Genomic DNA, 22,704 nt, shown 5'->3' with positions numbered 1-22,704 from the left:
CACAGATGAGCAGCGGAGGCGGAGCAAGCTCTGCCAAGAAAAACCAGAATGCCGGCCGGGATATGAAAATTATCGCCACCGGCATGCTGGTGGTCATGGCTATCATCTATTTTGCTTCGAAAAGCTATGAAGCGGTACATCCGGCACTGGGGTTTGTCCGTGCATTTGCCGAAGCCGCGATGGTCGGCGGTCTAGCGGACTGGTTCGCCGTCACCGCCTTATTCCGTCATCCGATGGGCTTGCCGATACCGCACACCGCTATTATTCCGCGCAACAAAGACCGGATCGGCGATACGCTGGCCAATTTTCTGAAGGACAATTTCCTGATTTCTCGCTTGGTTGCGCAGCGTATGCGCAATGTTGACCTTGCCAGTGGCATCGGACGATTTCTAAAATCACCGAGCGGAGGCGAAGGGCGGCTCAAGTTCGGCGCGTCACGGCTTTTGGGCGATGCGATTGCCTCGCTCAACAAAGACCGTCTGGGGACAATGTTCAAAGGTGCCGTCAAAACCCAGGCCGTTGGCCTGGACATCGCGACACCAATGGGGCAAATTCTCGAGGCGGTGATGGCCGAAAAGCGCCACGGTCCCTTGATCGATTCTACCATCCGCTGGGCCTATCGCACTTTGGACACCAATGAACTTGTGATTCGCAAGATAGTCACCGACCGCGCCAATGCGGTGATGCGCTGGACCGGCCTTGATGACCGCGTCGCCAATGAAGTGCTCGACGGACTGTACAAGCTGCTCGCTGACATGGCAGCCGACCCCAATCACCCGGTACGGGCCAAAACCGAAGACAGCCTCCGGCAAATGGCTTCCGAATTGCAAAACGACCCGGAACTTCGCCAGAAGGTCAACGAGTGGAAGCTAGAAATGATCGACAATCCGGCGATCGCGTCATGGCTCGATGGAATCTGGGAGCGAGCCAGAGAGGCCCTGCTCCGGGCCGCACGCGACCCTGATGCCGCGCTAGCCGGCCAGTTTGGCGACGCCCTGATCCAGCTCGGCAACAGCCTGCAACAAGACAAGCTGCTCAACCGGCAGATCAACCGCTTCGGCCGGCGTGCTGTCATCGGAGTCGTCGCCAGCTATGGCGACAATATCGTCAAGCTAGTGTCCGAAACCGTCCGCGGTTGGGATGCCCAGACGATAACTGACCGCGTCGAAAATGCCGTTGGCCGCGACCTGCAATTCATCAGGGTGAACGGCACTCTGGTGGGCGGACTGGTCGGTGTGTCCCTTCATGTGCTGGGGTTCTGGATCTAGCGCGAGAGCAGCAGCCGCGCCTGCCCTGCAATTTGTGCCAACATGGCAATCGAGGGTTTTGACGTTTGTTGTGCCCGATCCATGATCTTTCTGAACTGGGCGACACGGTCGATATTGCGTTCGGCCCAGCTCTCGACAAATTGCGGCATATCCTTTCCGCGAGTCCGGCGCAGGAAATCAAGACGCATCTGCTGAAAATCGCGCGCCAACCCTGCCACCAGCAAACGGTCCCAGGGATCCGATGGATTGATCCGGGTAGCGGTCATCTGCGCCCAGTCCAGCCCAAGCTGGCTACCGACCGTGGTAAACGCAACGGCCACTTCCAAAGCATCAATTTCGCGGCTGTGCGCGAGATAGGCAATGCCTGCCGCGCCATCATTTTTGTAAATATTGGCAATCTTCGCGGCGATATCTGCCGTCGCCCCTGCCTCAACCAGCGCCTTCACCTGAATTGCAGCCTGCAAACGCCCTTCTGCGGTTATCAAGTTTTCAACATTGTCATTAAGCGTATTCACACCGGGCGCCAGCATATTGACTGTATCGTCAATACGGTCGTCGGAGACGCCTATCCGCATCAAATCCGCCATGTGCGAGCGCAAGACGTAAGCAAGGCGGTCAAATAGGACTATCCTGATGTCTTCGCTAATCTCCGCGACTTCCAGCGCATGCCAAAGATGGTCGGCATGGAACAGACGTTCCGCCATGACAAATGCGCGCGCCACTTCGCCCAGCGAACAGCCTTCCTCTTCGGCCAATTCAAAGGGATCAATCAGACCCAGGCGGTTGATCATCCGGTTCGCCAGTTTGGTAGCGATGATCTCGCGGCGCAATTGATGGTTGAGGATGGCCGATTTATGACCTTCCTGCATCGCGGCCGGAAATGCCTGAAGCAGCTCTTTGTTCAACCCGGGATCATCCCCCAGGTCACTATTTTCGATAGCATCCTGTAGCACAAGCTTCGCAGTGGAAATCAATACCGCCAGTTCAGGCCGGTAGAGTCCCTTGTTTTCCTGACCACGGCGGATCAGATCTTCATTGCTGGCCAGCCCTTCAACCGCCCGGTTCAACTGGCCCTGCTCTTCGAATTGATCGATCAGGCGGACGTAGGACGGCAGGTTTTTTGTGCCGCCCATTTCAGCGATGGAAAGCCCCAGTGCCTGCAGCCGGTTGTCTTCGAGAACCAGCGCGCCGACATCGTGGGTCATCGATTCAAGCAAGATATTCCTGGCTTCTGGTTTTAGCGTGCCATTGACCAATTCCGGGTTGAGCGCGATCTTGATATTGACTTCATTATCCGAGCAATCGACCCCGGCGCTATTGTCGATAAAATCGGTATTGGTCCGGCCGCCTTTGGCAGCGAATGCGATGCGTGCGGCCTGGGTGATGCCCATATTGGCGCCTTCGCCAATGGCCTTGACCCGCAGTTGCTCCGCATTGATGCGGATCTTGTCATTTGCCGGGTCGCCCACTTCTATATGATTTTCTGAGGCTGCCTTCACATATGTGCCAATTCCGCCAAACCACAGCAGATCCGCGTCGCATGCCAAAATGGCTGTCATCAGTTTAGACGGCGTTGTCTCCGCGTCGTCCGGCAGGTCTAGCAGTTTGGCGATCTGCTTCGAGATCTTGATCGTCTTCGAGCTACGTGAAAATACACCGCCACCCTTGGATATCAGTTTCTTGTCATAGTCATCCCAGCTGGAACGCGGCAGGTCGAACAATCTTTTGCGCTCGACCCAGCTTTTTTCTGAATCGGGATCGGGATCGATGAAAATATGACGGTGATCAAAAGCCGCCACGATTTTCAGGGTCTTCGAAAGCAGCATGCCATTGCCGAACACATCGCCCGACATGTCACCAACTCCGACGACGGTAATCGGGGTGGACTGCACATCAACACCGGTTTCCGCAAAATGGCGTTGCACGGAGACCCAGGCGCCGCGCGCAGTGATCCCCATCGCCTTGTGGTCATAGCCATTACTGCCGCCACTGGCGAATGCATCGCCCAGCCAGAAACCGCGATCGATAGCGATCTGATTGGCGATATCGGAAAAGCTGGCGGTGCCCTTGTCGGCTGCCACGACAAAATATGGATCATCGTCATCCAGCCGCTCTACCCTTGAAGGAGGGACGACTTTGCCTTCGACGATATTGTCGGTCACCGACAAAAGCGCGCTGATGAAAATTTTATAAGCTTCAATGCCTTCCGCAATGAATGCATCGCGGTCATCGCCGGATGGCAATTGCTTGGCAAAAAAGCCGCCCTTCGCACCGGTCGGAACGATCACTGCATTTTTCACCCGCTGGGCTTTCATCAAACCTAATATTTCGGTGCGGAAATCGTCTCGCCTGTCAGACCAGCGGAGACCGCCGCGAGCCACCGGGCCAGCCCGCAAATGTATGCCTTCAACACGCGGGCTATAAACAAATATTTCACGCCACGGAACCGGAGCCGGTAGCTCGGGAATTTTCGCACTCTCGATCTTGAACGCAAGCGCTTCCCCGGCCTGATAGGCAAACGCATTGGTGCGCAAAATAGATTCAATAACCGCACGAACCAGACGCAAAATACGATCATCGTCAATCGCGTGGACGCTGACCAGAGCAGCATCAACCTCGCGTGTCGCGATTTTCGCGGCATGTGAGCGGTCGCCTTGGAAATCCGGATCGTGCAAGGCTCGGAAAAGCGTGATCATTGCTGCGGTCACATCAGGCGCTTCGGCCAATGCTTCGACAACCGTGATCAGGCCATAGCTTAAGCCGGTCTGACGCAAATAGCGGAACCAGGCCCTCATCCACACGGTGGAGCGGGCATCAATGCCTGCGGTCGTTATAAGCTGGTTAAAGCCGTCATTTTCCGCCTCGCCATCCAAAACGCTGGTGATCGCCTCTTCGATTTCATCCGACCGGGCAATCAGACTGTCACACCGTTCCTCCGACCGCAGTTCGAGCAGGAAATCATGTATATAGCCCAACCGTCCATCGTCGAGCGGTGTGGGAACCGATTCGAGCACGGTAAAACCGAAATTTTCGAGCGTCGGAACAGCGTCCGACAGCGGCAATGCGCCACCCAGATGATATATTTTCAGCCGCAATAGATGGTCGGCATCGCTAGCGAGCCGGTAGAGGCGGGTCGAGCGCTGGCCGCCGCGCTCAAGCCTGAACAGACGCATGATATCTTTCGCAGCTTCCAACGCACCATAGGTGGTCTGATAGGTGCCCGGAAAGCAATTGGCATAGCGCTGAGCGAGAACCGCCGCCCGGCTGTCCTGCCCCGCTTCCCTAAGGTTACGCTCGACTTCCGGTTTCCAGCCCCGGACCATATTTTCCAACTCCTGATCGAGCAGATCAGGATCGGGAATTCGGCCATCGGCGCCCATGTCGAGCGTGTAGCGCAAGGACGATACTCCGCCTTCTTCCAGAGTATTGGACCAGCTCAATATTTTTGCCCCGGTAGCATCGATCAGCATATTCTCGACATTCTGTCTGCGCTCGGTTGAGAGCTGTTCGCGTGGAAGCCACACGAAAGCAAACAGATGACGGGCCAGCGGAGATATCACGCTGTGTAATTTGGGTCGCGGACGATCGATCAGCGACATCGAGATCAGCGCAAGCTTTTCGAGATCGTCTTGAGCAAAGGTTATCAGCATGTCGTGTGGCAGAGCCGTCAACGCATGGGTCAGGCTTTTGCCAGCATGCCCGGATTCGGAAAATTCAAACTTGTCGAACAACCGGGTGAGCTGGGTTCGCAAGACCGGAATTGTTTCCGGTGCCGCCGCAAGCGCCGCACTGGTCCACATCCCGGAAATGATCGACAGCTCGGTGACATTGCTCTTGTCCCTGATCGGAACAATGATCAAATCCATCAAGACATGGCGATGGACCGTAGAAAGCTGATTGGATTTGATAATGAGCGGTGCTGTGCCACCATTTTCGAACCATTCGAACGCACGGCGGCGGCTTTCTTCGGATAGAATTGGCTGCGAACGCATCCGCGCCAGGCCGAGCTGTTTGCTACGTCCGCCGTCGGCATTGACGATCTCATGGCCGAGCAATGTCAGGTTCCGATCGAGGAACCAGCGCAACAGGGTAGCACCCTCGCCTTCCGGCAGCGCATCGGCATTTTCGCCCAGCACGATCTGCAACTTCAACCAGTCGGCAACGGCGGCGGCGATGTCTTTCAGGTTAGAGCGCAAGGCCTTGACCAAATCCCGACGAATACGGGCGTCGGTCCGTTCCAGTTCGATATAGATTATCGACTCGCGCTTTTCTCCGCTCGTCGCCTGTTCGGAAATCTCGACCAACTGGCCTTTAACATCCCTCCGCACCGCAACCACCGGATGGATCAACCGCTCTATGGTCAGTCCGAAACCGGCGATGGTGGCACAAACGGAATCGACCAGAAACGGCATATCGTCGTTAACAATCGCCAGACGCAAATGCCTGTGGTTCTGATGGCCGCTGACGCTTTCCAGTGACAAGCTGGCTTCACTGCCCTGACGTTCCTGAGCGCATCGCAACGTGAAATGCGCCGCTTCCTGGCAGGCCTTTTTGTCAAAACCGATATTCTCGCCCGGCAATGCGCTTTCGCGGAAGGCTGTTATCAACGCCTGTTCAAGGCCATCCGCCGTCTTGCTCGATCGTGTGGATTTCGGTTTGAGATTGGCAGCCATTTTTCCCCCAAGTGGATCCGGACGAGTCAAAATCCCGTCAGCATGGCTATGCTATGCGCCTATTCTCATAGCCGCTCAAGAGTTTAGCCAATGCTTTCCGGTCACCGTTCGGGGAATATCGAGAACAGTGATATTTTGGTTACATATGCTACTATTGGCGGTGTAATGCCTGCTCGATCTTGGAGATGACCCGATCAGAACTGGGTGTGTTTGAGCGCCTGGCTGGTCAGCTTTTCGTTACCAACGACCGGTCCGACTATGGTTAGTTCACCGCTCAGGTCCTTGCGAGCGACGAGCACAACAAATTCGGAATCGCCGGCATCAATTTCCTGCAATTGCCGCGATGGCGCGGAGCGCAGTTTCGCCAATAGGCTTTCGCCAACTGCCTGGGCCTTGGACAGAAGACCGACCGGCCGGTTTGCCATGCGTTCGGCATGGACAATAGCTTTCAAGCCGCCGTCATGGCGAACGAGCAGATCGCCGAGCGTTCCTTTTCCGACCGCGTTGCGCTGCGCATATTTTAGTGCGGTTGCATATTCGGTCAGCCGTGTTTTGTCATATTGGGCACCAAACACCAGCTTTACAATCGGCGTCATCGGCGCGCGATCCTGGACCACCAGTCCGGAATCCTCGAGCAGCATCTGGTAATCTTCCGGATATTGTTCGGACATCAGGTAGAAATCATAGGCCTGACTGATCGCGGAATAGAGAGCTACTCGACTGCGCTCAACCGAATCAGCTGCATTGTCGGCGCTGTCACGGGCTGCGCACAACCAATCGGCCAGACTCGCGTCCTCGTCGAGCGGTTCGGCGACTACACTCGCAGCAAAGTCAGGGACAATCTCCAATTCCTGGGTGAGCTCCAGCTCATCGAGATTCGCAGAATGTGGTCCGTCTTCCCAGACCGGTCCGGCCGCAATTTTCGCTGGCGCGGAGAGCATGGCTTCCGACACTTCATCTTCGATTTCTTCGCGGATGGCATCCGCGGCGACTTCTTTCCAGTTGATCACGCCATAGATGAAATCGATGGTGTCATCGTCGGTCGAGAAGGGCAGCAATATACCGCGATACATGATCGTCACGCCACGCTGATTGACGAATTCGGCTTCGAAACCGATCGGTGCCTGATTGGCGATAATCTGCAAATAATGGTCTGTGATCCGCGACAGCAACGAACGTGCCGGTACATCGTCGATAGCGGTGATCGAGTCATCAATCTCGCATTCCTCGCGGAGCGCCCGGCCCAGAAACTGGATCGTCGGATTTTCAACGCCGTCGGTAAAATCGAGCAAAACACTATTTGGTCCGAAGTCTTCATCGGATTCAGGCTCCAGATCTTCGACGCTGGGAAATTGTCTGTCTCCCAACAGACCGGCCCAGAAATTATAAGCACGCACATGCATGCGTCGCTCGTCCTGACCGATAGCAGGAGGTGCTTCCATAGCGGCGTCGTCATCTTCATAGCCGGCGTAATCAGGTGCCGAGGCTGCGTCCTGATCGTTGAGTTCACCGTGATTTCGTAGGTTTTCCATGCTTCCCCACTGTCATTCCATTAGTTCCACATTTGTATGCATCCCCTATGGTAAACATATGGTAAATTTCCTGATAATGATCTCGGGGCCCGATTGTTTGTCACAAATCGGCAAAACGGGCGCGGCCGCGCGAATTATCGACCGCGCAGACTTGTCACGACACAGCTCTGCTGGTAATGGCCCGCGATCAATGCAAATGCATGGGACCAATGCTCATCCATTTCGCTGATGCCGCTTTAGCTCAGTTGGTAGAGCATCGCATTCGTAATGCGGGGGTCAGAGGTTCGAATCCTCTAAGCGGCACCATCACTCTCAGCTTGGAAGTATCACGCTTACTGCTGAACGTGCTCAAACAGGGGTGCGCTCGTGGGTATGGCGTGGGTGGTGCTTTTGACCTACTCAATCTGTAATACCCGTTCAAACGAAAGCTACTCAGGTGCGGCACGATAACCTTGCAAGGTTACGTGATTATCAATCTCATCTCTGAAAGTTCGCATAAGGCTGGTTGTTCGGTCAACCAGATCGTCAGCGTCAACTGCATCTATAAAAACTGCTTCCCCATGCGCGACTTCATTTCGGCGTTTCAACAACATTCGGTCCATAAAATCGATATAGTCTTCAAAAATCTCAAATTCTATTCCACAGACCAAGCATAAATCGGCGAGAACCTCGGAATTCAAGTTTGATTTTGTATCAAAAAGTTCTTTTGGAAAATGTGAGAACCTGTCCTCCAGCGACGAGCATATCTTGTGAGCGAGGTTCATTTTTTGCTCATGGCTGGTGCCGTTGGCCGCGGACAATTCGCGTAAAAATCTAATGTTATAAAAATGTGGCTTCAATTGCGAAAAACGAAGTCTCCTCTTCGTCAGGAACTGAAAATAACGTTCGCCACAAAATTTTGCATGACCCTCCCAATGAGCATAGCACATCACAACCAAAGCTCTCAAAAATCCATTTTTCTCTTCCAATTTGGCGTTCGCGATAGCGAGTTTCAAATTTGAAACCTCTCGCAGCCTCCATGTAAAATCCGTTGTTACTAAAGCTGCAAATTCCTCTGCGGAATGCGGTTTAGTCATTCGCAAACCAATCGGCTCCGAATGGAACGGTACGTTGGATTCTCGTTGTCCCCCTCATCCCCGCCGTAAAAAACTGCTCAATTTCTGGATGGGCCCAAAGCGTTTGAATTTTGTTTTTTACATATGCCAGTGGGCTCGCTCTTGCCAAAACAGAATCAATATTTTTGGCTAAACCAACCGCTATGATTTCAAAGGCCGCTAAACTTACTCGTCCTCCAGGGTTCCCATCTGTAAAGCGGCGAAGCGCACCTTGTCCGTAAGCTTCATTTAGTAATCGGAATGTTTCCGTAAATGCGCGTTGATCCGCATTTGTTACTCCTCCGCCCGCGAGTTCAATAACACCTTCGTTTATAAACTCTTCGACATCAAGATTGTTCTGATACGGCAACCGCAAATGCACCATAAACCTGCTAACATACTCCATCGGCTTTTGCTTTTCGAGTTGATCCGATGACATTGCGGTTACGAGCCCAAATTCCTCCGTCTCCGACAGATTTTTAAGTTGATCATAATAATTACGATTAGCCATAATAATTACGCAGTTTCTCAGTTCTTGCGCATTAGCGGGTGTACCGCCTGCATTAAGTCTTTGAAACAGATCGTACTTGGTATTATTGTCGCTCGGTCTTTTAAGAATTTCAACAGCGATCCGTGATCTTCTTATTGCTAACTTTATATCGCTAGTCAGTCCGACTTGATCAGCTTCTGCAAGCCCATCAACTTCAGCCGAGACTTCCCAAACAGTATTATTCAGCGAAGGAAGGTATCGAGTTTCTTGCAAGAATGAAGGTGGATGGTCTTCACCTTCCGGCGTTTTCAGTAGTCCCATAAATTCCAGAATTGTTGAGAGGCGCTGTAACCCATCAATCAGCTCCCACTTCGAGTCTTCACGTTCAAACACAAAAATGGAAGGTAGTGGTATTCCAAGAATCATCGATTCAAATAACCGCGATTTTTGCCCAAGATCCCAGCGAAACAATCTCTGGAATTCAGGATCAATTATAATTTCCTTATCACGGTACATGTTGACCACTTCACCGATAGACATTTGATATGCATCGGTTTTAACCTGTCTTTGTGCTATTTCGATTTCTTCGTGCAGCATTCTGACGCCCTTTTTATTTGGTTAGTGGCCACGTAGTTCGTTCAGCGAACAGCATAAGTTATATATTTAAATAAAGCCAATCTGTTCGCGGTGAACCTTCGCAACATTCTGTATTTCGATGTTACGGTTTGCGGTCCTAATTAGGTGTGCAGAGTTGGTTCTTATGAGCAAATCGGGGTACCTTATATGGAGAAGCTAAGTTGCTGCTCCTTTCACCAAATCAGGCCTCTGGATGAATTTCCGGGGGCCTTTTTCATGCCCGAAAGGAATACCCCAATGATCTCATTAAGAACAAGCACCGCCATCCACAGCACCCTCAATCTGCTCGCCGACAACCAACTGCGATCCCTCCTCACCGAACACCTCGACCAACTAACCACTGCCTGGGAAGGCATCGACCTTTCCGACCTGACGCACTTCTTGATCATCCAGCCGGGGGACACCGCAGCGGATGCAGAACACGAACTCGGCTGGTCACTGTTGGTCAATCCTGTGGACGGTGCCCGCTTCGGTGATCCTGCCTTCACCCCGTCATGGGAGTGGATCGAGGATCACGGCGGCTGGTTCGAAGCTGTCTACATCCTCAGCGATGACGGCTTCGGCATAAGTCTGTTCGTCCAGGATCATCCCGAGACGGATGCGAACATCTTGGCGATGTGCCGTAGCTGACCACAACCAATCACAACCACAAATCGCGGCGCCCCTGAGGCGCTTTTTTTATGCCCAATCAAAAGGAATTCAACATGGACAAACCAATCATCGCGGCACTGGCCCTGACCGTATTCGGTATCGGGTACTGGGTAGCACCCAAGGAACTGCTGGACGAAGAGGTCAAGCACACCGGCTTCCTGCAGGTTGACGCAACAAAGATCCTCGCCGCCACAGTCGAAAGCTTGCGGGCGAAGAACAGCCTTGTGGTGTGGTCGTACAAGGGTACCGTGAGAGTGCGGGCCCACCGGGAACGCTACTGGGTGTTGAACGGAACGCAGGAACTGATCGTGCCCGCCGTCGTCGACTATCGGCTGGACCTCAGCGATCTCTCACCGACATACAATGAGGAGACAAAGCTGGTCACGGTGCGGTTGCCGAAACTGGTTCTGTCCGATGTCGCTTTCCAGCCGGAGGAAGCCACGACCATCAACGGCGGATCGCTGAGTTATAGTGACGACACCGTGCAAGCCCTGAGCAAACTCTCCTACCGCGCCGCCCGCAAAGGTATTGTGAAACAAGCGCAGCAAGCAGCGATGGTGGCCGTAGCCAAAAGCAGGGCAATCGAGAATATCGAACGGCTCTTTGAATACCCGCTGCGAGCGGCAGGGCAACCGGAGGTGAAGGTCGTGGCCCAGTTCGACTAACGATTAAGCGCCCAAGGGGAAACTCTGGGGCGCTTATAATCTTGCTTTATAGACCCCAGCTAACTGCCTCAATCAGCCGCTTTATCTGGTTGGCGAGGCGTTATCTTTATACCAATCGCAGACGTTGGGGCGCGCGGCGGTGGAACCGGTAGTTCTTTTTGCGCGGCGGACAACGCGCTAACAATTTCGCGAGCTGTGCCTTCAAACATCACCCCCAGATTGTTTAGCTCCTTCGGAGAATTCCTGCTGAACAGAGACTTGCTTAGCCAGGCCTCGAGGTCTCCCAGATAGCGATTCACCGTCGAGGCATCCAAACCTAATTTCTCAGCAGCACGCTTCTCTACGCCCTCGTTGTCAATAACCGACAAAAAAGCTTCGATCCAACAAAACCGAAAATCCCCCAGAGCTTTGTCCGACATAATCCCTCACTCCTACGCCCGGTGATTCGGGCCGATGATTCGCTCTCGAACTACGCTCATGAACGCAATTATTCCATGCAGATACTGCACGTTAAAGGATAAAGGCACATAAAATAGGAACTTGCAGCAGCAGAAGTTTTTCGCAGCCGCAGACAACCGATCCCTAAACCCTAGGACAGAGATGCTTCCGGCGTCTCTTTTTAAAGACGAGTTTGCTTCGAAAGAACCAAGTGCGTCGAAACGAAAGAAACTAGGGAATGAAAAACACTAAATCTGAATGGGAAAGCAAAACCCCCCATAATGAGACGTCTACAAGGGCTGAGACCACGAGCCACACAACCATAAAACCGAGCGGCAAGACCCGCACTCGTTACTTCCACGATAAAACTTTGAGTCGTTCGTGCACTGCGTTCATATCGACGCGGAAAGCTAGCATTAGCATCCGCTCAATAACGCTCACGAGCAAAATCGGGCACCTCCACGGTGTAATCATTCAATTCGATCTGGTTAGCAAAACGACCCGTTTTCATTGCAGATTTACACATGTCTCCTTCGCCGTGCGAGCAACTTCTCAGCGATAGCAAACAACAGTTGTTGTCTGAGGCGTAATTCCCACAAACGATCTCAGGCGGCAGCCTTTTAATTAAGGACCGTAGAATATGAACACCTATCAATCGAATCCCGGCAAAATTTCCGCCGCATCCATCCGCCTCAAAAACTACCCGAAGAAAAGCGGCGAAAGTGGTGAAAAATCCGCCACACCACCGCTTTCACCACCTTTGTCCGACCCGTCCAGCGACACTGCGCGGCCGGTGACAAACGCGCAGTTCATTTCCGCGCTTTGCCCTTCTCTCGACGATGGTGAACTGCTGGCAGTTTGCTCGAAAACGGGAGATCCAACGGACGGTGGCTGGACAGCAAAACCGGCCGATAACGTCAATCAGGCCTGCCCGCCGACGGCCAACAACTACTTCAACTGCTCGACATTTCGCGAGGCTGAAGATGGCAGACTACAAGCGAAAAACGAGTTTTTTGAGAAATATCGCGTGCTCGTTCTGGATGACGTGGGCACGAAGGTAGCAATCGATGCCTTGAAGGGCTTCCCGCCGACCTATTCTATAGAAACCAGTCCGGGAAACTTTCAATACGGCTACGTTTTCGACCAGCCGATCGACGATGAAAACGTGGTTGCCGCTCTGCAGAAAGCTGTGTCTGCGGCTGGCCATAGTGATCCAGGAGCCTTTGGGCTGGCCAGATGGGCAAGGTTACCTTTTGCCGTGAACGGGAAGGCTAAATATCAGAGCGATGGTGAAGGTCCTTTCCAATGCCAGTTGGATCAATGGTCACCAGAAAAGCGATTTAGCTTGGACGCACTCTACGAAGGGCTCGGATTGCTGAACGTTCCTGCAACGCCGGGGCATGTGGTCTCGGCTCCAGCGGTACCAAGGCGGCAACCCGCTGGGCTATCCCACGGTGTTTTCCTACCGGCCCTGGATGAAAATCCTGTGGTGACCGCATTGATAGAGCGCGGCCACTATAAGTGCGAAGTAAGTCCGGGGATCCACGACGTTAAGTGTCCTTGGATAGAGGGTCATACGGATCAAATCGACAGCGGTTCGGCCTATTTTGAACCGAGCAAGGCTTTTCCCTTGGGCGGCTTCAAATGTCATCATTCGCATGGCGAAAGTTTGAGTATCAGCGATCTTCTGTCCTTTCTCAAAATTGATGCCGCATCTGCTCGCAACCGGCCGCAAATTCGCAACGAGGTGGGAGCGATCGATCAGATTGTGAACGCATGCGACTACGTGCTGGCGGGTACTGGCAAGATATTCCAGTCTGGAGGCGTGATCACTATACTGCGCCAATCGGGTGAAGGCGGTGATTACCGGATGGAACCGGCCTCCGCAGCCGAGCTGACAATGGCACTGGCGAGCGCATGTTCATTTGCAAGTTATGACCGCAAAGGCAAAGAGTGGCGTCCTTGCGATCCAACCGAGCGCGTCGTTCGCACCCTCTCAGGCGCTTCCAAATATAGCTTTTTGCGAAACATTGTGGCCATAGCCCGGCAACCTTTTTACCGGCCGAATGATGGGTCTTTGGTCACGACACCGGGATATGATGAAAAGTCCGGCATCTACGGGGCTTTCGAAGGAGATCAGGTTGTTATTCCCGGCACTTCCCGTGAAGATGCCGAAGCTGCTCTCGCGAAGCTTAAAGATCTGTTCTGTGAATTTGAGTTTGAAACCCCCACGGACTACGCTGCTGCACTTTCTGCAGTCATGACCGCCACGGTCAGGCCATATCTACCGGTTGCTCCTGCCTATCTAACGACGGCGCCTGAAAGCGGAGTTGGGAAAAGTTATCTCAATAGCGTGATCACGGCTTTTGCTGGCGGTGAACCGGCGAAAGCGAGCTTTCCAATGGATGCCGCTGAAGCGACTAAATCGGTGCTTTCTCTGCTGATATCGTCACCGTCCTGCATTGAATATGATGATATGGTTTGCAACTTCAAGCCGCATGCAATCTTGAATCGCGCGCTGACGAGCGAGACCATTACCGACCGTATTCTTGGGATGAGTAAAACCGCCACTGTCTCCACCCGAGTGCTTTTCATCGGATCGGGGATCAACGTAGAACCGGAACGGGACACGAAAAGAAGAGTGATCACCATCCGGCTGGCTTCCCGACCGGCGGAACGGATCAGCAGCAGCTTTACCGGTAACCCGGCTGCATTGGTGCGGGAGAAACGCATGGAAATGGTCAGTGCGGTGCTCACTATCATCGAAGCCTGGAAGGCGGCCGGAAGCCCAAAGTCGAATGTTCCGCCGATCGCCAGCTATAACGGCGAATGGGCTGACTGTTGCCGCCATCCTTTGATTTGGCTCGGCGAGCCGGATCCGGCACAACCCCTCTTTGATCAAGTGGAAGATGATAGTGACGGGGAGAAGCTCGGGTTCCTTCTCGAGGCTTGGCACAAGGTGTTCGGTAGTACGCCGAAGACCGTTCGCCAGGTTGCGGAAGCGGCGGACTACCAAAATCCGGAATTACGGGAAACGTTGGAGGATCTACCGATCATGAACGGTGAAAAGATCAACAACGGCAAGCTTGGTTGGTACATTTCCAAACATGCCAAGCGAATTGTCGGCGGGCTGCGTTTTATCGAGGGGCGGGCCGACGGTCGCCGCGCCTGGATGGCGGAAAAAGTGGTGAAAGCGGAGTCTGCGGAAACACCGGTTTCGCCGCTTTCGCCCGATGACCTCGAGCCGGGACCGCACGGATAGCTATCCGGCCGAGTTTGCGCCGCTTCATCGCAAGATGTTCACCCATCGGATGCCTCGAAGCGGCGCAGACAACCCGCAACTCACCCGCATTTGCCTAAAATTCAACCAGAGGAGCCGCAGGCGGCCAGCCCTGCACCTCAACCCCTACGCGTGTCCGACCGCCCTCTGCGGTTCGGATTTATCACAATCAAGAAAGGAAAAATTATGCCTAGAGAAAAGCTAACTAGCCAGTTCGTAAACCTGATTTACTGCGATCCGCGCAAGTCGAAGGAAGAGTTTTTCGACACAGAGATCAAAGGCTTCACCGTCGAGGTTCGGCCGTCTGGAAATCGGACATTCTATCTCCGCTACACCGATCAGAGCGGAAAGCAGAAGCAGTATAGGATAGGCCGCTACGGTGATATCAGCTTCGACCAGGCCCGCAAGAAGGCCAGGGAGTTGAAAGCCGCCATTGTCCTCGGAGTCGGCGATCCCTCTCAAGCGAAGGCTGAAGCCAAGGCGGTCATAACCTACGGCGAGTTGGCCATACAGCATCTTGCTCAAGCCAAGACCTATCAGAGGGCCTATGACACGACCCGCATGTATGTTCGGCGGCACATCGTTCCTCGCTGGGGCAAAATGCGGCTGTCCGACATAGGGCAACGGGACATCGCCAAATGGTTGTCGGAAAAGGACCGCGAGGGGCTTGCTCCCGCGACGGTTGAAAAGATCAAGGCGATCTTTAGCCGGTCCTTCGAGCTTGCTCTGCAATGGCAACTTGCCGGGGTCACCGTCAATCCAGTGCGCGGTATCAAGCGGGCAAAATTCAACAACTCTCGCAACCGCTTCCTGTCGCCGGAAGAGGTAAAAGGGTTGCTGCTCGCTTGCGGGGCATCGAAGAACACCCAGCTACGTTCCATCATCAGCTTATTGCTACTGACCGGAGCAAGGGTGTCTGAGCTGCTCAATGCGGAATGGCGGCACGTTGATGTGGATAGAAAGCATTGGCTAATACCAATGTCGAAAACCGGCAAGCATCGTCACGTGCCGCTCTCACAGGCGGCACTGGACATAATCGAAGAACTGCCTCGGTTCGATGATTGTCCATATCTGGTGCCCAATCCAAAAACACGACTACCCTTCACAGAAATGAAAAGGGCTTGGGACACCGCAAGAACGGCGGCTGGGCTTGGCGATGTCAGGATCCATGACTTACGGCATTCCGCCGCGAGCTTCATGATCAATGCTGGCATCGATTTGTTCGCAGTCGGCAGGGTGCTCGGTCATGCCGATCACCAATCCACGATGCGCTACGCCCATCTCGCCAATGACACACTGCTTGCGGCCGTCGAGGCAGGCGCCGCAGGAATGAAAGGAAAAACACTATGAATAGCTTGAACGTTTTGAATGACACACTGAATGGGACTAAAGCTGACAAACATGAAAAGGTCATCGTCTTGATTGCCGCCTGTATCGACTTGGGTATTCGGCGCGGCTCTGAGATAATCTCCCGTCTAAGCGACCTGGGTTATGACAAGGGCCACATTGCACTATTGCTGAAACACAATCGACAAGGGACGGTCGACAAGCTTTGGATCCGTGACAACGACGGGCTCTACAGCCTGGTCAAAGACTAACTTATCAACCCCGATTTTTGCATGGCGGAAGCTGTGTGAGGTCGGGGATATTTTTCCATTCCCATTTTTTCCCTAAATTTGAAATAATGCCGTCTCTCCGAGCTGTCACGCTTTTCCCGGCGTTGGGGATCGATCACAGGGCCAAAGATTTGAAAATCCTGCTCGATCTGGTGGTGTTTTCTCAGACGCCGACTGTGCGCAGATTCAAGTAAGACCCGTCATGATGAAAGGCCTGCCGAGAACAATCTTTTTAAATTGGACGAAGGAGCTCCAGTCTTTGCTCAAAAGTGGTTTCATCATCCATGCTAGTACCCCAAAGAAGCCAAGGATAAACATCTAGCAAAATATGTCCTTTCGTACTGCTGTCATCGGTTTTGAAGTTGAAAGTCCCATCATTCCTTCCATCAATTACTTGCTTGTACGAACCATCATCTTGCCTGAGGAAAACATACTCGCGCCCATCGTCATGAACCCATTTTTCCACTCTGTCCGGGTTCAGGCCAATAACATGAAAGGCCTTTTTCGAGTCGGGGGCTAATTTCCAGCCTTTGTCTGCATTTGCTAATATGGTGGAACGATCAATTTCGCTATCTTGCTTGCTGTTTCTGGCCCAATGGACTGTTCGCAGCTCATCCATCGATATTCCCGCTGCATCAGCCAGCTTGATCATTGTATCGATCAGATTTCTCATCACGATATCGCGACTCAACGAAAGACCACTCATCAGCGGTATTTGTTGCCAAACATCCTCACGCTTAAGAATCCCTACAATTCTATCTCCATCGATTTGCTTGTACCTTTCAAGCTGCGCCTGCTGACGCGGCGACACGACATAATTCTCGGTATTAATTTTAAATATACCGATGACCGGAGGAGTTGACACTGGGAATATCGGATCAAAAAGCACAGGACCACCGCCTTCAACAGGCAAACCCCATATTATTTGTCCGGGGGGATTGTCTGGATTGACGTTCAATATCGGTTCTTCGGAAATCGGTGTTGGTTCCGGTGTAGGTGTTGGAGTTGGTGTTGGAGTTGGTGTTGGTGTTGGTGTTGGAGTGGGTGTCGGCGCAGGAGTTGGCGAGGGTGGTGGCGTCGCCATGGCAGTGTAGGTCACAGTGAAGCTGTCTGAAACGGTTTGGTCACCGGCTTTCAACGTCACCGTCCATTGATATGCACCGGACGGATCGCCATTGGCGACCAGCACAGGCGCAATCGTGGCGGAATTCCCATCGGCTCCGACCACAAAGCGGCCATTGCCGAAGCCGTTCGCGGCGTTCCATGTGACTGTGCCGGCCTGACCATTCGGACCGGTGAAGGTGAAGACGATTTCGGTCACATCGGAGAAACCGCCACCGGTCAGATTGATTGTCGGCTGGAACGGCAATACCATTGTCGAGAAATCACCAAAATCATCAAGCGTCAAGGTGCTTGGTGGAGGAGGTGGAGGTGGAGGTGGAGGTGGAGGTGGTGGCGTAACTTCGGTTTTCACCGTCGCGCGTAAATGGGGGTAACCATTGTTGATGTCGGGATCGATTGCCCAAACATTGTCGAAATCCCAACCTGCTGCGATGAAGTTGGTCGGGTCTTTCATTTGGGCTGTGGTTAGACCAGTGGCGTCGCCACGCGTGCCCGACCCAAAGAAACCGAAAGCCACTGACTGTCCCGTTGATTCAGCATCAAAGAAGCTATTGGTTATGATGCTATCAAAGACTTCTCCGATGAGGCCGCCTACCGTGGTAGATCCAGAGACCCGACCAGCAGCATAGGTATTAGTAATCTCATTATCCAAGCTGCTGTGGCCTATAAGTCCGCCGACGCCAAAGTTTCCAGACACGTCGCCTGTTGCGAAGCTGTCACTTACGTCGCCATCAAGATATCCAACCAGCCCGCCAGCGTAGAGGCCAGTGCCGATTACAGCCCCCTCGGCGAAACTGTTGGAAATTTGGCCGTCAATCATTCGACCTACCAAGCCGCCAACTTCACTGACGCCAAAGATAGAAGCCGATGAAAACGAAGACTTGACCTCTGAGCTATTGGTCGTCCCGACCAGCCCTCCAATGTTCAAACCACCGCTAACCTCACCTACAGACCATGAATCAATAATACGTCCCTGTTCTAAGTTACCGACCAGTCCTCCGACTTGATTCTGTCCAGTCACCTCAGCCTCAGAAGAACTGCTTAAGACACTGCCGCCCAACACATAACCGATCAACCCGCCAATTGTATTCTCATTGCCGGTTACGATACCCATTGCGTGGGACTTGAGTATTGTGCCCCCAAGTACCCCCACAATTCCTCCAACAGCGTTGCTACCGGACACTATGACATCTGTCTTAATTGAACTAAGTAGAGAGTTAGAATCGGCGCCTCCGACGGCTCCGCCTACCACATCGCCCGCGATACTTGAGCTTGATAACGGCAAAATTCCTTCAATCGCACCTTGAACAGTGAGATTGTGTAAGTAAGAATTGGCAAGGTTTCCTGTTATGGAGCCAATGTCACGCCAGCCAATTATATTAACTTCAGTGAGGCTTAAATTCCTGACCTCGCTCTCGAAATCACCAGCAATGCCATTCCCGGATCCGATGGCTGCGAATAATCCAACGTATCTATGATCGGGTCGATTGATGGTTAGCTGATTTATTTGATGTCCTAGACCGTCAAATCTTCCAGCGAACGAACCGCGATATTCAAACTTAGTCCCGCTTTGGATAGCTACAACTTCACTGGAGATTGGCGTAAATCCCAATCCACCATTCCAACTTTGCGTGTCCGACGCATCAACGTTTGCACCTAAGATGTAGTTGCCAGTCAAATCACCGCGCATTCCCTGTAAGGTGCCATCACCGGAACTTTCGGCATTCCCGAGTTCAGTAATGATTGTATAGTCAATCCGACCCTCAGCACCGCGCTTCGTCGAAAAGCTTCCGGTGGAGGCAAGGTTGACCGGAGCGTTCACAAAATAGTCGCCATCAGGATCAGATTGCGCATATTCCAGCGCCAATCCTGCGGTACCGCTACCAAACATCTCGGTGTTAATCTCAATGTTGCGATCTGCATTCAGCGTAAGTGTATTTGCAGACCAAGTAACAATGTCGTTAACAAAAATGTCCCCATTGCCATTCGGTGTACCCTGCGTAGCAGTTGAAATAACAACATTACCGTTGACCAGATTGTTCGAAAGCGCAGTACCAGAAATATTGCCGCCGCTGGCTGCAATCGTAAAGTCGTTGGGATCAATCAACCATGTGCCGCCATTGGTTTTAACCTGAAGCCTATCGTCGATATCGACTCGAGCAGCGGAAGTTTCCACAAAAGATGCCGCCAAAGTACCCGCAGCATTGACTTGGCCATGGCTCATATCTCCGAGTAGAAAGATCCGTCCATCGCGATTTTCGAGCGAGTTGGCTTCAATGATACCGGTATTGTTCACAACGCCTTTCATGGCGTCATTAGCACCTTTGGCGGTCAGGATTACCAAACCCCCATCGGCCCTTATCAATCCGCTGTTTTCGACCAATGTGCCTAGGGTAGCTGCGCTGACTTCAACAGAAACCAAACCGTCGCCATCAAAGTCGAGCGTGACACCGGTCCCGGCCGCAAGAGCCGTACTGCCTATGATAGAGCCCTTGTTCACAACATACGGTGCGATCAGAGCAACGACACCGCCTTTCAAAGCGCCGTAATTGAGAATTGCGCCGCCAGTGCCGGAAAATTTGTAATGGCCGCTCAGAAAATCATCATCAGCGATGCCGAGTGTCGAAGCGACAAAGCCGCCAGTTTGAACAACGCCGTTTTTGCCAATCATGATGCCGTTAGGATTGAGCAAAAAGACTTGGCCGTTAGCGGTAAGGCGTCCCAATATTCGAGAGGGATCTTGCCCTATTACCCGATTGAGAGCGATAGATTGCGCATTCGGTTGATTGAAAATAACGGAATTGTCTTTTCCAATCGAAAAACTTTCCCAGATGGCGATCATTTTATCGCTGGATTGGTTGATTTCCATCGACCGGCCATTGGTCTTGATCGTGGCGCTACCGTACACAACGCCGCCGCCGGTGGGGAGCGTCTCCTTTGCAAATCCAGGAGCGGCCAGTATCGCGGTTGAAAAGAGGGCTACTCTCAAGGAGCGGATACCGACTTTTGCGATGAGAGAGGATGTGTTCATTATACCCACCTTTAAAATTTGATCGAGCCAGAGAGCCAAAATTGCTGGCGGTCGCTATCGCCATCGACGTTTGAGCCATTGAACGCATTGCGTCCGGGATTGGAGCCAAGGCCGTGCGCCCAACTGGCCGAAAGACCAAAGTTCTTGTGCTGCCAGGACATGCCAACACCCGCACTACTGAGAGAGTAGCTATTGCATGAACAGGCATTTACGAACGGAATACCATTGGTATTTTCATTAATCCGTAGCCGGCCTGCATCGACAAAGGCAGAGAGTTGAAATGCGCCTAATTTGGGGGGGGATGGCAAATCGTAACGCAATTCCATAGTTCCTTGCAGCCCCATATCGCCTCGTCCTTCTCCGACGGGCCAGCCACGCACGCCGTATGGTCCACCCAGCGAGATGGACTCTGAGGAATCCAGATTTTTGCTGGCCCACTGACCAGACATTCGGGTGAGAAGCGAAAAATTACCGTAAAGCTTTTGTAGGCGGACCATGTCCACATTGATCCGGTTAAATCGGCCCTGCGTTTGCAGGGTTAAGAAATCGACGAGCTCTGAAAAAGGTACCCGGGAAAGGTCGAGATCACCCATAGTCCATGACAACGAAAGCTGAGTAACACTGCCCCCCAGAAAGGAATCACTGACATCACCCGACATGCCCAATGTGCCCGACAAAACTCGTTTGTCAGAGAGTCTCCCTCCGGTTGAATCGTCCACAAGCGTTTTACCATCTAAGGCAGCAGAAAATCGAAGATTCGCGTTGCGAGTTCTGATGGCTTGATAGTCCAAACTCACACCACCATAATGGGCATTTCCGTCCAAACCAGCGGCTTTGCCCAACACATCCTGATTTTTGTATGTCAGATAAGCATAGTCAATGGTGGCGCTGAGGCCGCTCGAAGAAATTGGCGCAGATAATGATGCTGACAGAAAGCGTTGACCTTCGGAAATTGAAAGACCGAGCCTTGAGTAATCACCGATTCCGGCGATATCGGAAAAGGCTAGTTGCGCGTGACCTTGCGCCCGTCCTGTGCTGGGACTGCCGAAATTATCACCAAAAAATGATCCCGCAAAAACTGGCTGTTCTGTAACGTCGATGACAAGATTACTCGTTCCGTTAGTCGTGCCGGGCGCTAATCGCGATCGAGCAGTGACGCCCGGCAAATCACCGACACGCAAAAGCGCTGATTCAAGATCGGCTTTGTTAAGTCGCTGACGATCCAAATGCTGATCGATGATGCTCTCTATCAAGCCATGGCGGATGCGCACTTGTTCCCCATAATTAAAGCTGATGTCACCTAACTGCCCCTCGACGATGTCGATGGTAAGCACTCCATCGGTGGCTTCTTGTGGCGGGAGGACAGCCCGAGCAAGAATATATCCATTCTGCCGTAATGCAGTACTAGTCGCCTCCGCGAGCGACCGAAGTTGAGAAAAACCGACCTTTTTATCTTCGACAAGTGCTGCAAGTTGAGCACGCTGTCCGTCGCTCAGGAGCTCTTTCTTGCCCGTAAATCGCACCGTCCGGATTGTGACCATTTCTTCCGATTGTTGCACTGACGATGGTTGAGCTTGTAGGACTTCGCTCTGATCTTCGGGCAGCGATTTCGGTAAATTCGGGGATAGACCTTGTTCTCGATCTTTTAAAAGTGACCCGGCATCCTGCGCATAAGCAGGTGTCGAGACGCCGCATATCAAAAATAAAGGCACTAGATATCTTCGATGCACGCTATACCCCCTAAAAATCACGAATTATTCATATGACCGCATCAACAATTGCGGCCCGCTACCGGAGATTGGTTTGCAGTGCGTTTTTAAACTCACCTATGCGTTCCGAAATTTTTTCTTCATTGGCAGTTGAGAAATTGCCAAACGAATTTAGATCGAATTTCACTGACCGTCCGTCGGGGGCAAGGGAAACCGTCAACCTGTTTTGGGAAACTTTTCCAATTAACACGCCCATTCCAAGTCCAGTGTTATCCGTAAAGTTAATGATGTTCTTGGAGCGATCTCCGCCTGCGTATTCGTAGTTCAGGGACTTTCCAACCTCAACTACCGTATCGACGAAATTGGCTGGCCTGGATGCTAACTGCAAGGTTTCGGTGGTATTGAACTCTCGCTGGGGACTGGCAATCATGCCAACCGATGAGCAAGCGGTTAGCGACAACATCGTAATAAAAGCTATAAGTATACGCATAGATACCCC

At 52.6% G+C, this 22,704-nt stretch carries 14 protein-coding genes and 1 tRNA gene; 7 read left to right on the top strand and 8 right to left on the bottom strand.

Going from position 1 to position 22,704, the window contains the following annotated elements; genetic code table 11:
- Positions 1–5: 5 nt before the first annotated feature.
- Positions 6–1,268, top strand: coding sequence for a DUF445 domain-containing protein (locus V7680_RS01315; RefSeq protein ID WP_335651478.1), 1,263 nt, complete (start codon positions 6–8; stop codon positions 1,266–1,268).
- Here the strand turns inward: V7680_RS01315 and V7680_RS01310 are convergent.
- On the bottom strand, positions 1,265–5,941 hold the full coding sequence (locus V7680_RS01310) for an NAD-glutamate dehydrogenase (protein ID WP_335651477.1): 4,677 nt from the start codon (positions 5,939–5,941) through the stop codon (positions 1,265–1,267). The two genes, V7680_RS01315 and V7680_RS01310, sit on opposite strands and share 4 nt — an antisense overlap.
- Before the next feature lie 194 nt (positions 5,942–6,135).
- Complete coding sequence (locus tag V7680_RS01305; RefSeq protein WP_335651476.1) at positions 6,136–7,473, bottom strand: PAS domain-containing protein; 1,338 nt, start codon at positions 7,471–7,473, stop codon at positions 6,136–6,138.
- Between the two features lie 230 nt (positions 7,474–7,703).
- On the opposite strand from V7680_RS01305, the gene V7680_RS01300 reads away from it, so the two are divergent.
- Positions 7,704–7,779: transfer RNA gene (locus tag V7680_RS01300), tRNA-Thr, on the top strand.
- A gap of 122 nt (positions 7,780–7,901) precedes the next feature.
- On the opposite strand, the gene V7680_RS01295 is transcribed toward V7680_RS01300, so the two are convergent.
- Both V7680_RS01295 and V7680_RS01290 read right to left on the bottom strand, forming a co-directional pair.
- On the bottom strand, positions 7,902–8,549 hold the full coding sequence (locus tag V7680_RS01295) for an MAE_28990/MAE_18760 family HEPN-like nuclease (RefSeq protein WP_335651475.1): 648 nt from the start codon (positions 8,547–8,549) through the stop codon (positions 7,902–7,904).
- Positions 8,542–9,654 (bottom strand): DUF262 domain-containing protein, encoded by a 1,113-nt coding sequence (locus tag V7680_RS01290; protein ID WP_335651474.1) that lies wholly within the window; start codon positions 9,652–9,654, stop codon positions 8,542–8,544. The genes V7680_RS01295 and V7680_RS01290 overlap by 8 nt, the downstream gene beginning before the upstream one ends.
- Before the next feature lie 276 nt (positions 9,655–9,930).
- Between V7680_RS01290 and V7680_RS01285 the strand changes: the two genes are divergently transcribed.
- Together V7680_RS01285 and V7680_RS01280 are read left to right on the top strand one after the other, a co-directional pair.
- Positions 9,931–10,323, top strand: coding sequence for a hypothetical protein (locus V7680_RS01285; RefSeq protein WP_335651473.1), 393 nt, complete (start codon positions 9,931–9,933; stop codon positions 10,321–10,323).
- A 74-nt stretch (positions 10,324–10,397) separates the two neighbouring features.
- Positions 10,398–11,009, top strand: a complete 612-nt coding sequence (locus V7680_RS01280) for a DUF4230 domain-containing protein (RefSeq protein ID WP_335651472.1) — start codon at positions 10,398–10,400, stop codon at positions 11,007–11,009.
- 68 nt (positions 11,010–11,077) lie between these two features.
- Here V7680_RS01280 and V7680_RS01275 read toward each other — a convergent pair whose 3' ends face one another.
- The gene (locus V7680_RS01275) at positions 11,078–11,428 is read right to left on the bottom strand and encodes a LysR family transcriptional regulator (RefSeq protein WP_335651471.1); all 351 of its coding nucleotides are present in this window, start codon (positions 11,426–11,428) and stop codon (positions 11,078–11,080) included.
- Positions 11,429–12,087: 659 nt separating this feature from the next.
- On the opposite strand from V7680_RS01275, the gene V7680_RS01270 reads away from it, so the two are divergent.
- The 3 genes from V7680_RS01270 to V7680_RS01260 all read left to right on the top strand — a co-directional run bounded on the left by V7680_RS01270 (position 12,088) and on the right by V7680_RS01260 (position 16,325).
- Entirely contained in the window at positions 12,088–14,709 is a 2,622-nt protein-coding gene (locus V7680_RS01270) for a DNA-primase RepB domain-containing protein (RefSeq protein ID WP_335651470.1), read from the top strand.
- A 204-nt stretch (positions 14,710–14,913) separates the two neighbouring features.
- The gene (locus V7680_RS01265; protein WP_335651469.1) at positions 14,914–16,077 is read left to right on the top strand and encodes a tyrosine-type recombinase/integrase; all 1,164 of its coding nucleotides are present in this window, start codon (positions 14,914–14,916) and stop codon (positions 16,075–16,077) included.
- Complete coding sequence (locus V7680_RS01260) at positions 16,074–16,325, top strand: hypothetical protein (protein WP_335651468.1); 252 nt, start codon at positions 16,074–16,076, stop codon at positions 16,323–16,325. Before V7680_RS01265 ends, V7680_RS01260 begins: the two co-directional genes overlap by 4 nt.
- Before the next feature lie 250 nt (positions 16,326–16,575).
- Here V7680_RS01260 and V7680_RS01255 read toward each other — a convergent pair whose 3' ends face one another.
- The 3 genes from V7680_RS01255 to V7680_RS01245 all read right to left on the bottom strand — a co-directional run bounded on the left by V7680_RS01255 (position 16,576) and on the right by V7680_RS01245 (position 22,695).
- Positions 16,576–20,496 (bottom strand): two-partner secretion domain-containing protein, encoded by a 3,921-nt coding sequence (locus tag V7680_RS01255; RefSeq protein WP_335651467.1) that lies wholly within the window; start codon positions 20,494–20,496, stop codon positions 16,576–16,578.
- Between the two features lie 11 nt (positions 20,497–20,507).
- On the bottom strand, positions 20,508–22,208 hold the full coding sequence (locus V7680_RS01250; protein WP_335651466.1) for a ShlB/FhaC/HecB family hemolysin secretion/activation protein: 1,701 nt from the start codon (positions 22,206–22,208) through the stop codon (positions 20,508–20,510).
- 76 nt (positions 22,209–22,284) lie between these two features.
- On the bottom strand, positions 22,285–22,695 hold the full coding sequence (locus V7680_RS01245; protein WP_335651465.1) for a hypothetical protein: 411 nt from the start codon (positions 22,693–22,695) through the stop codon (positions 22,285–22,287).
- Between the last annotated feature and the right edge of the window lie 9 nt (positions 22,696–22,704).

The sequence above is a fragment of the Parasphingorhabdus sp. genome (genome assembly GCF_036963705.1).
In the GTDB taxonomy this organism is placed as follows: domain Bacteria; phylum Pseudomonadota; class Alphaproteobacteria; order Sphingomonadales; family Sphingomonadaceae; genus Parasphingorhabdus.
The sequence above is the reverse complement of the archived record's forward strand: the minus strand, read 5'-3'. Positions and strand labels throughout refer to the sequence as shown.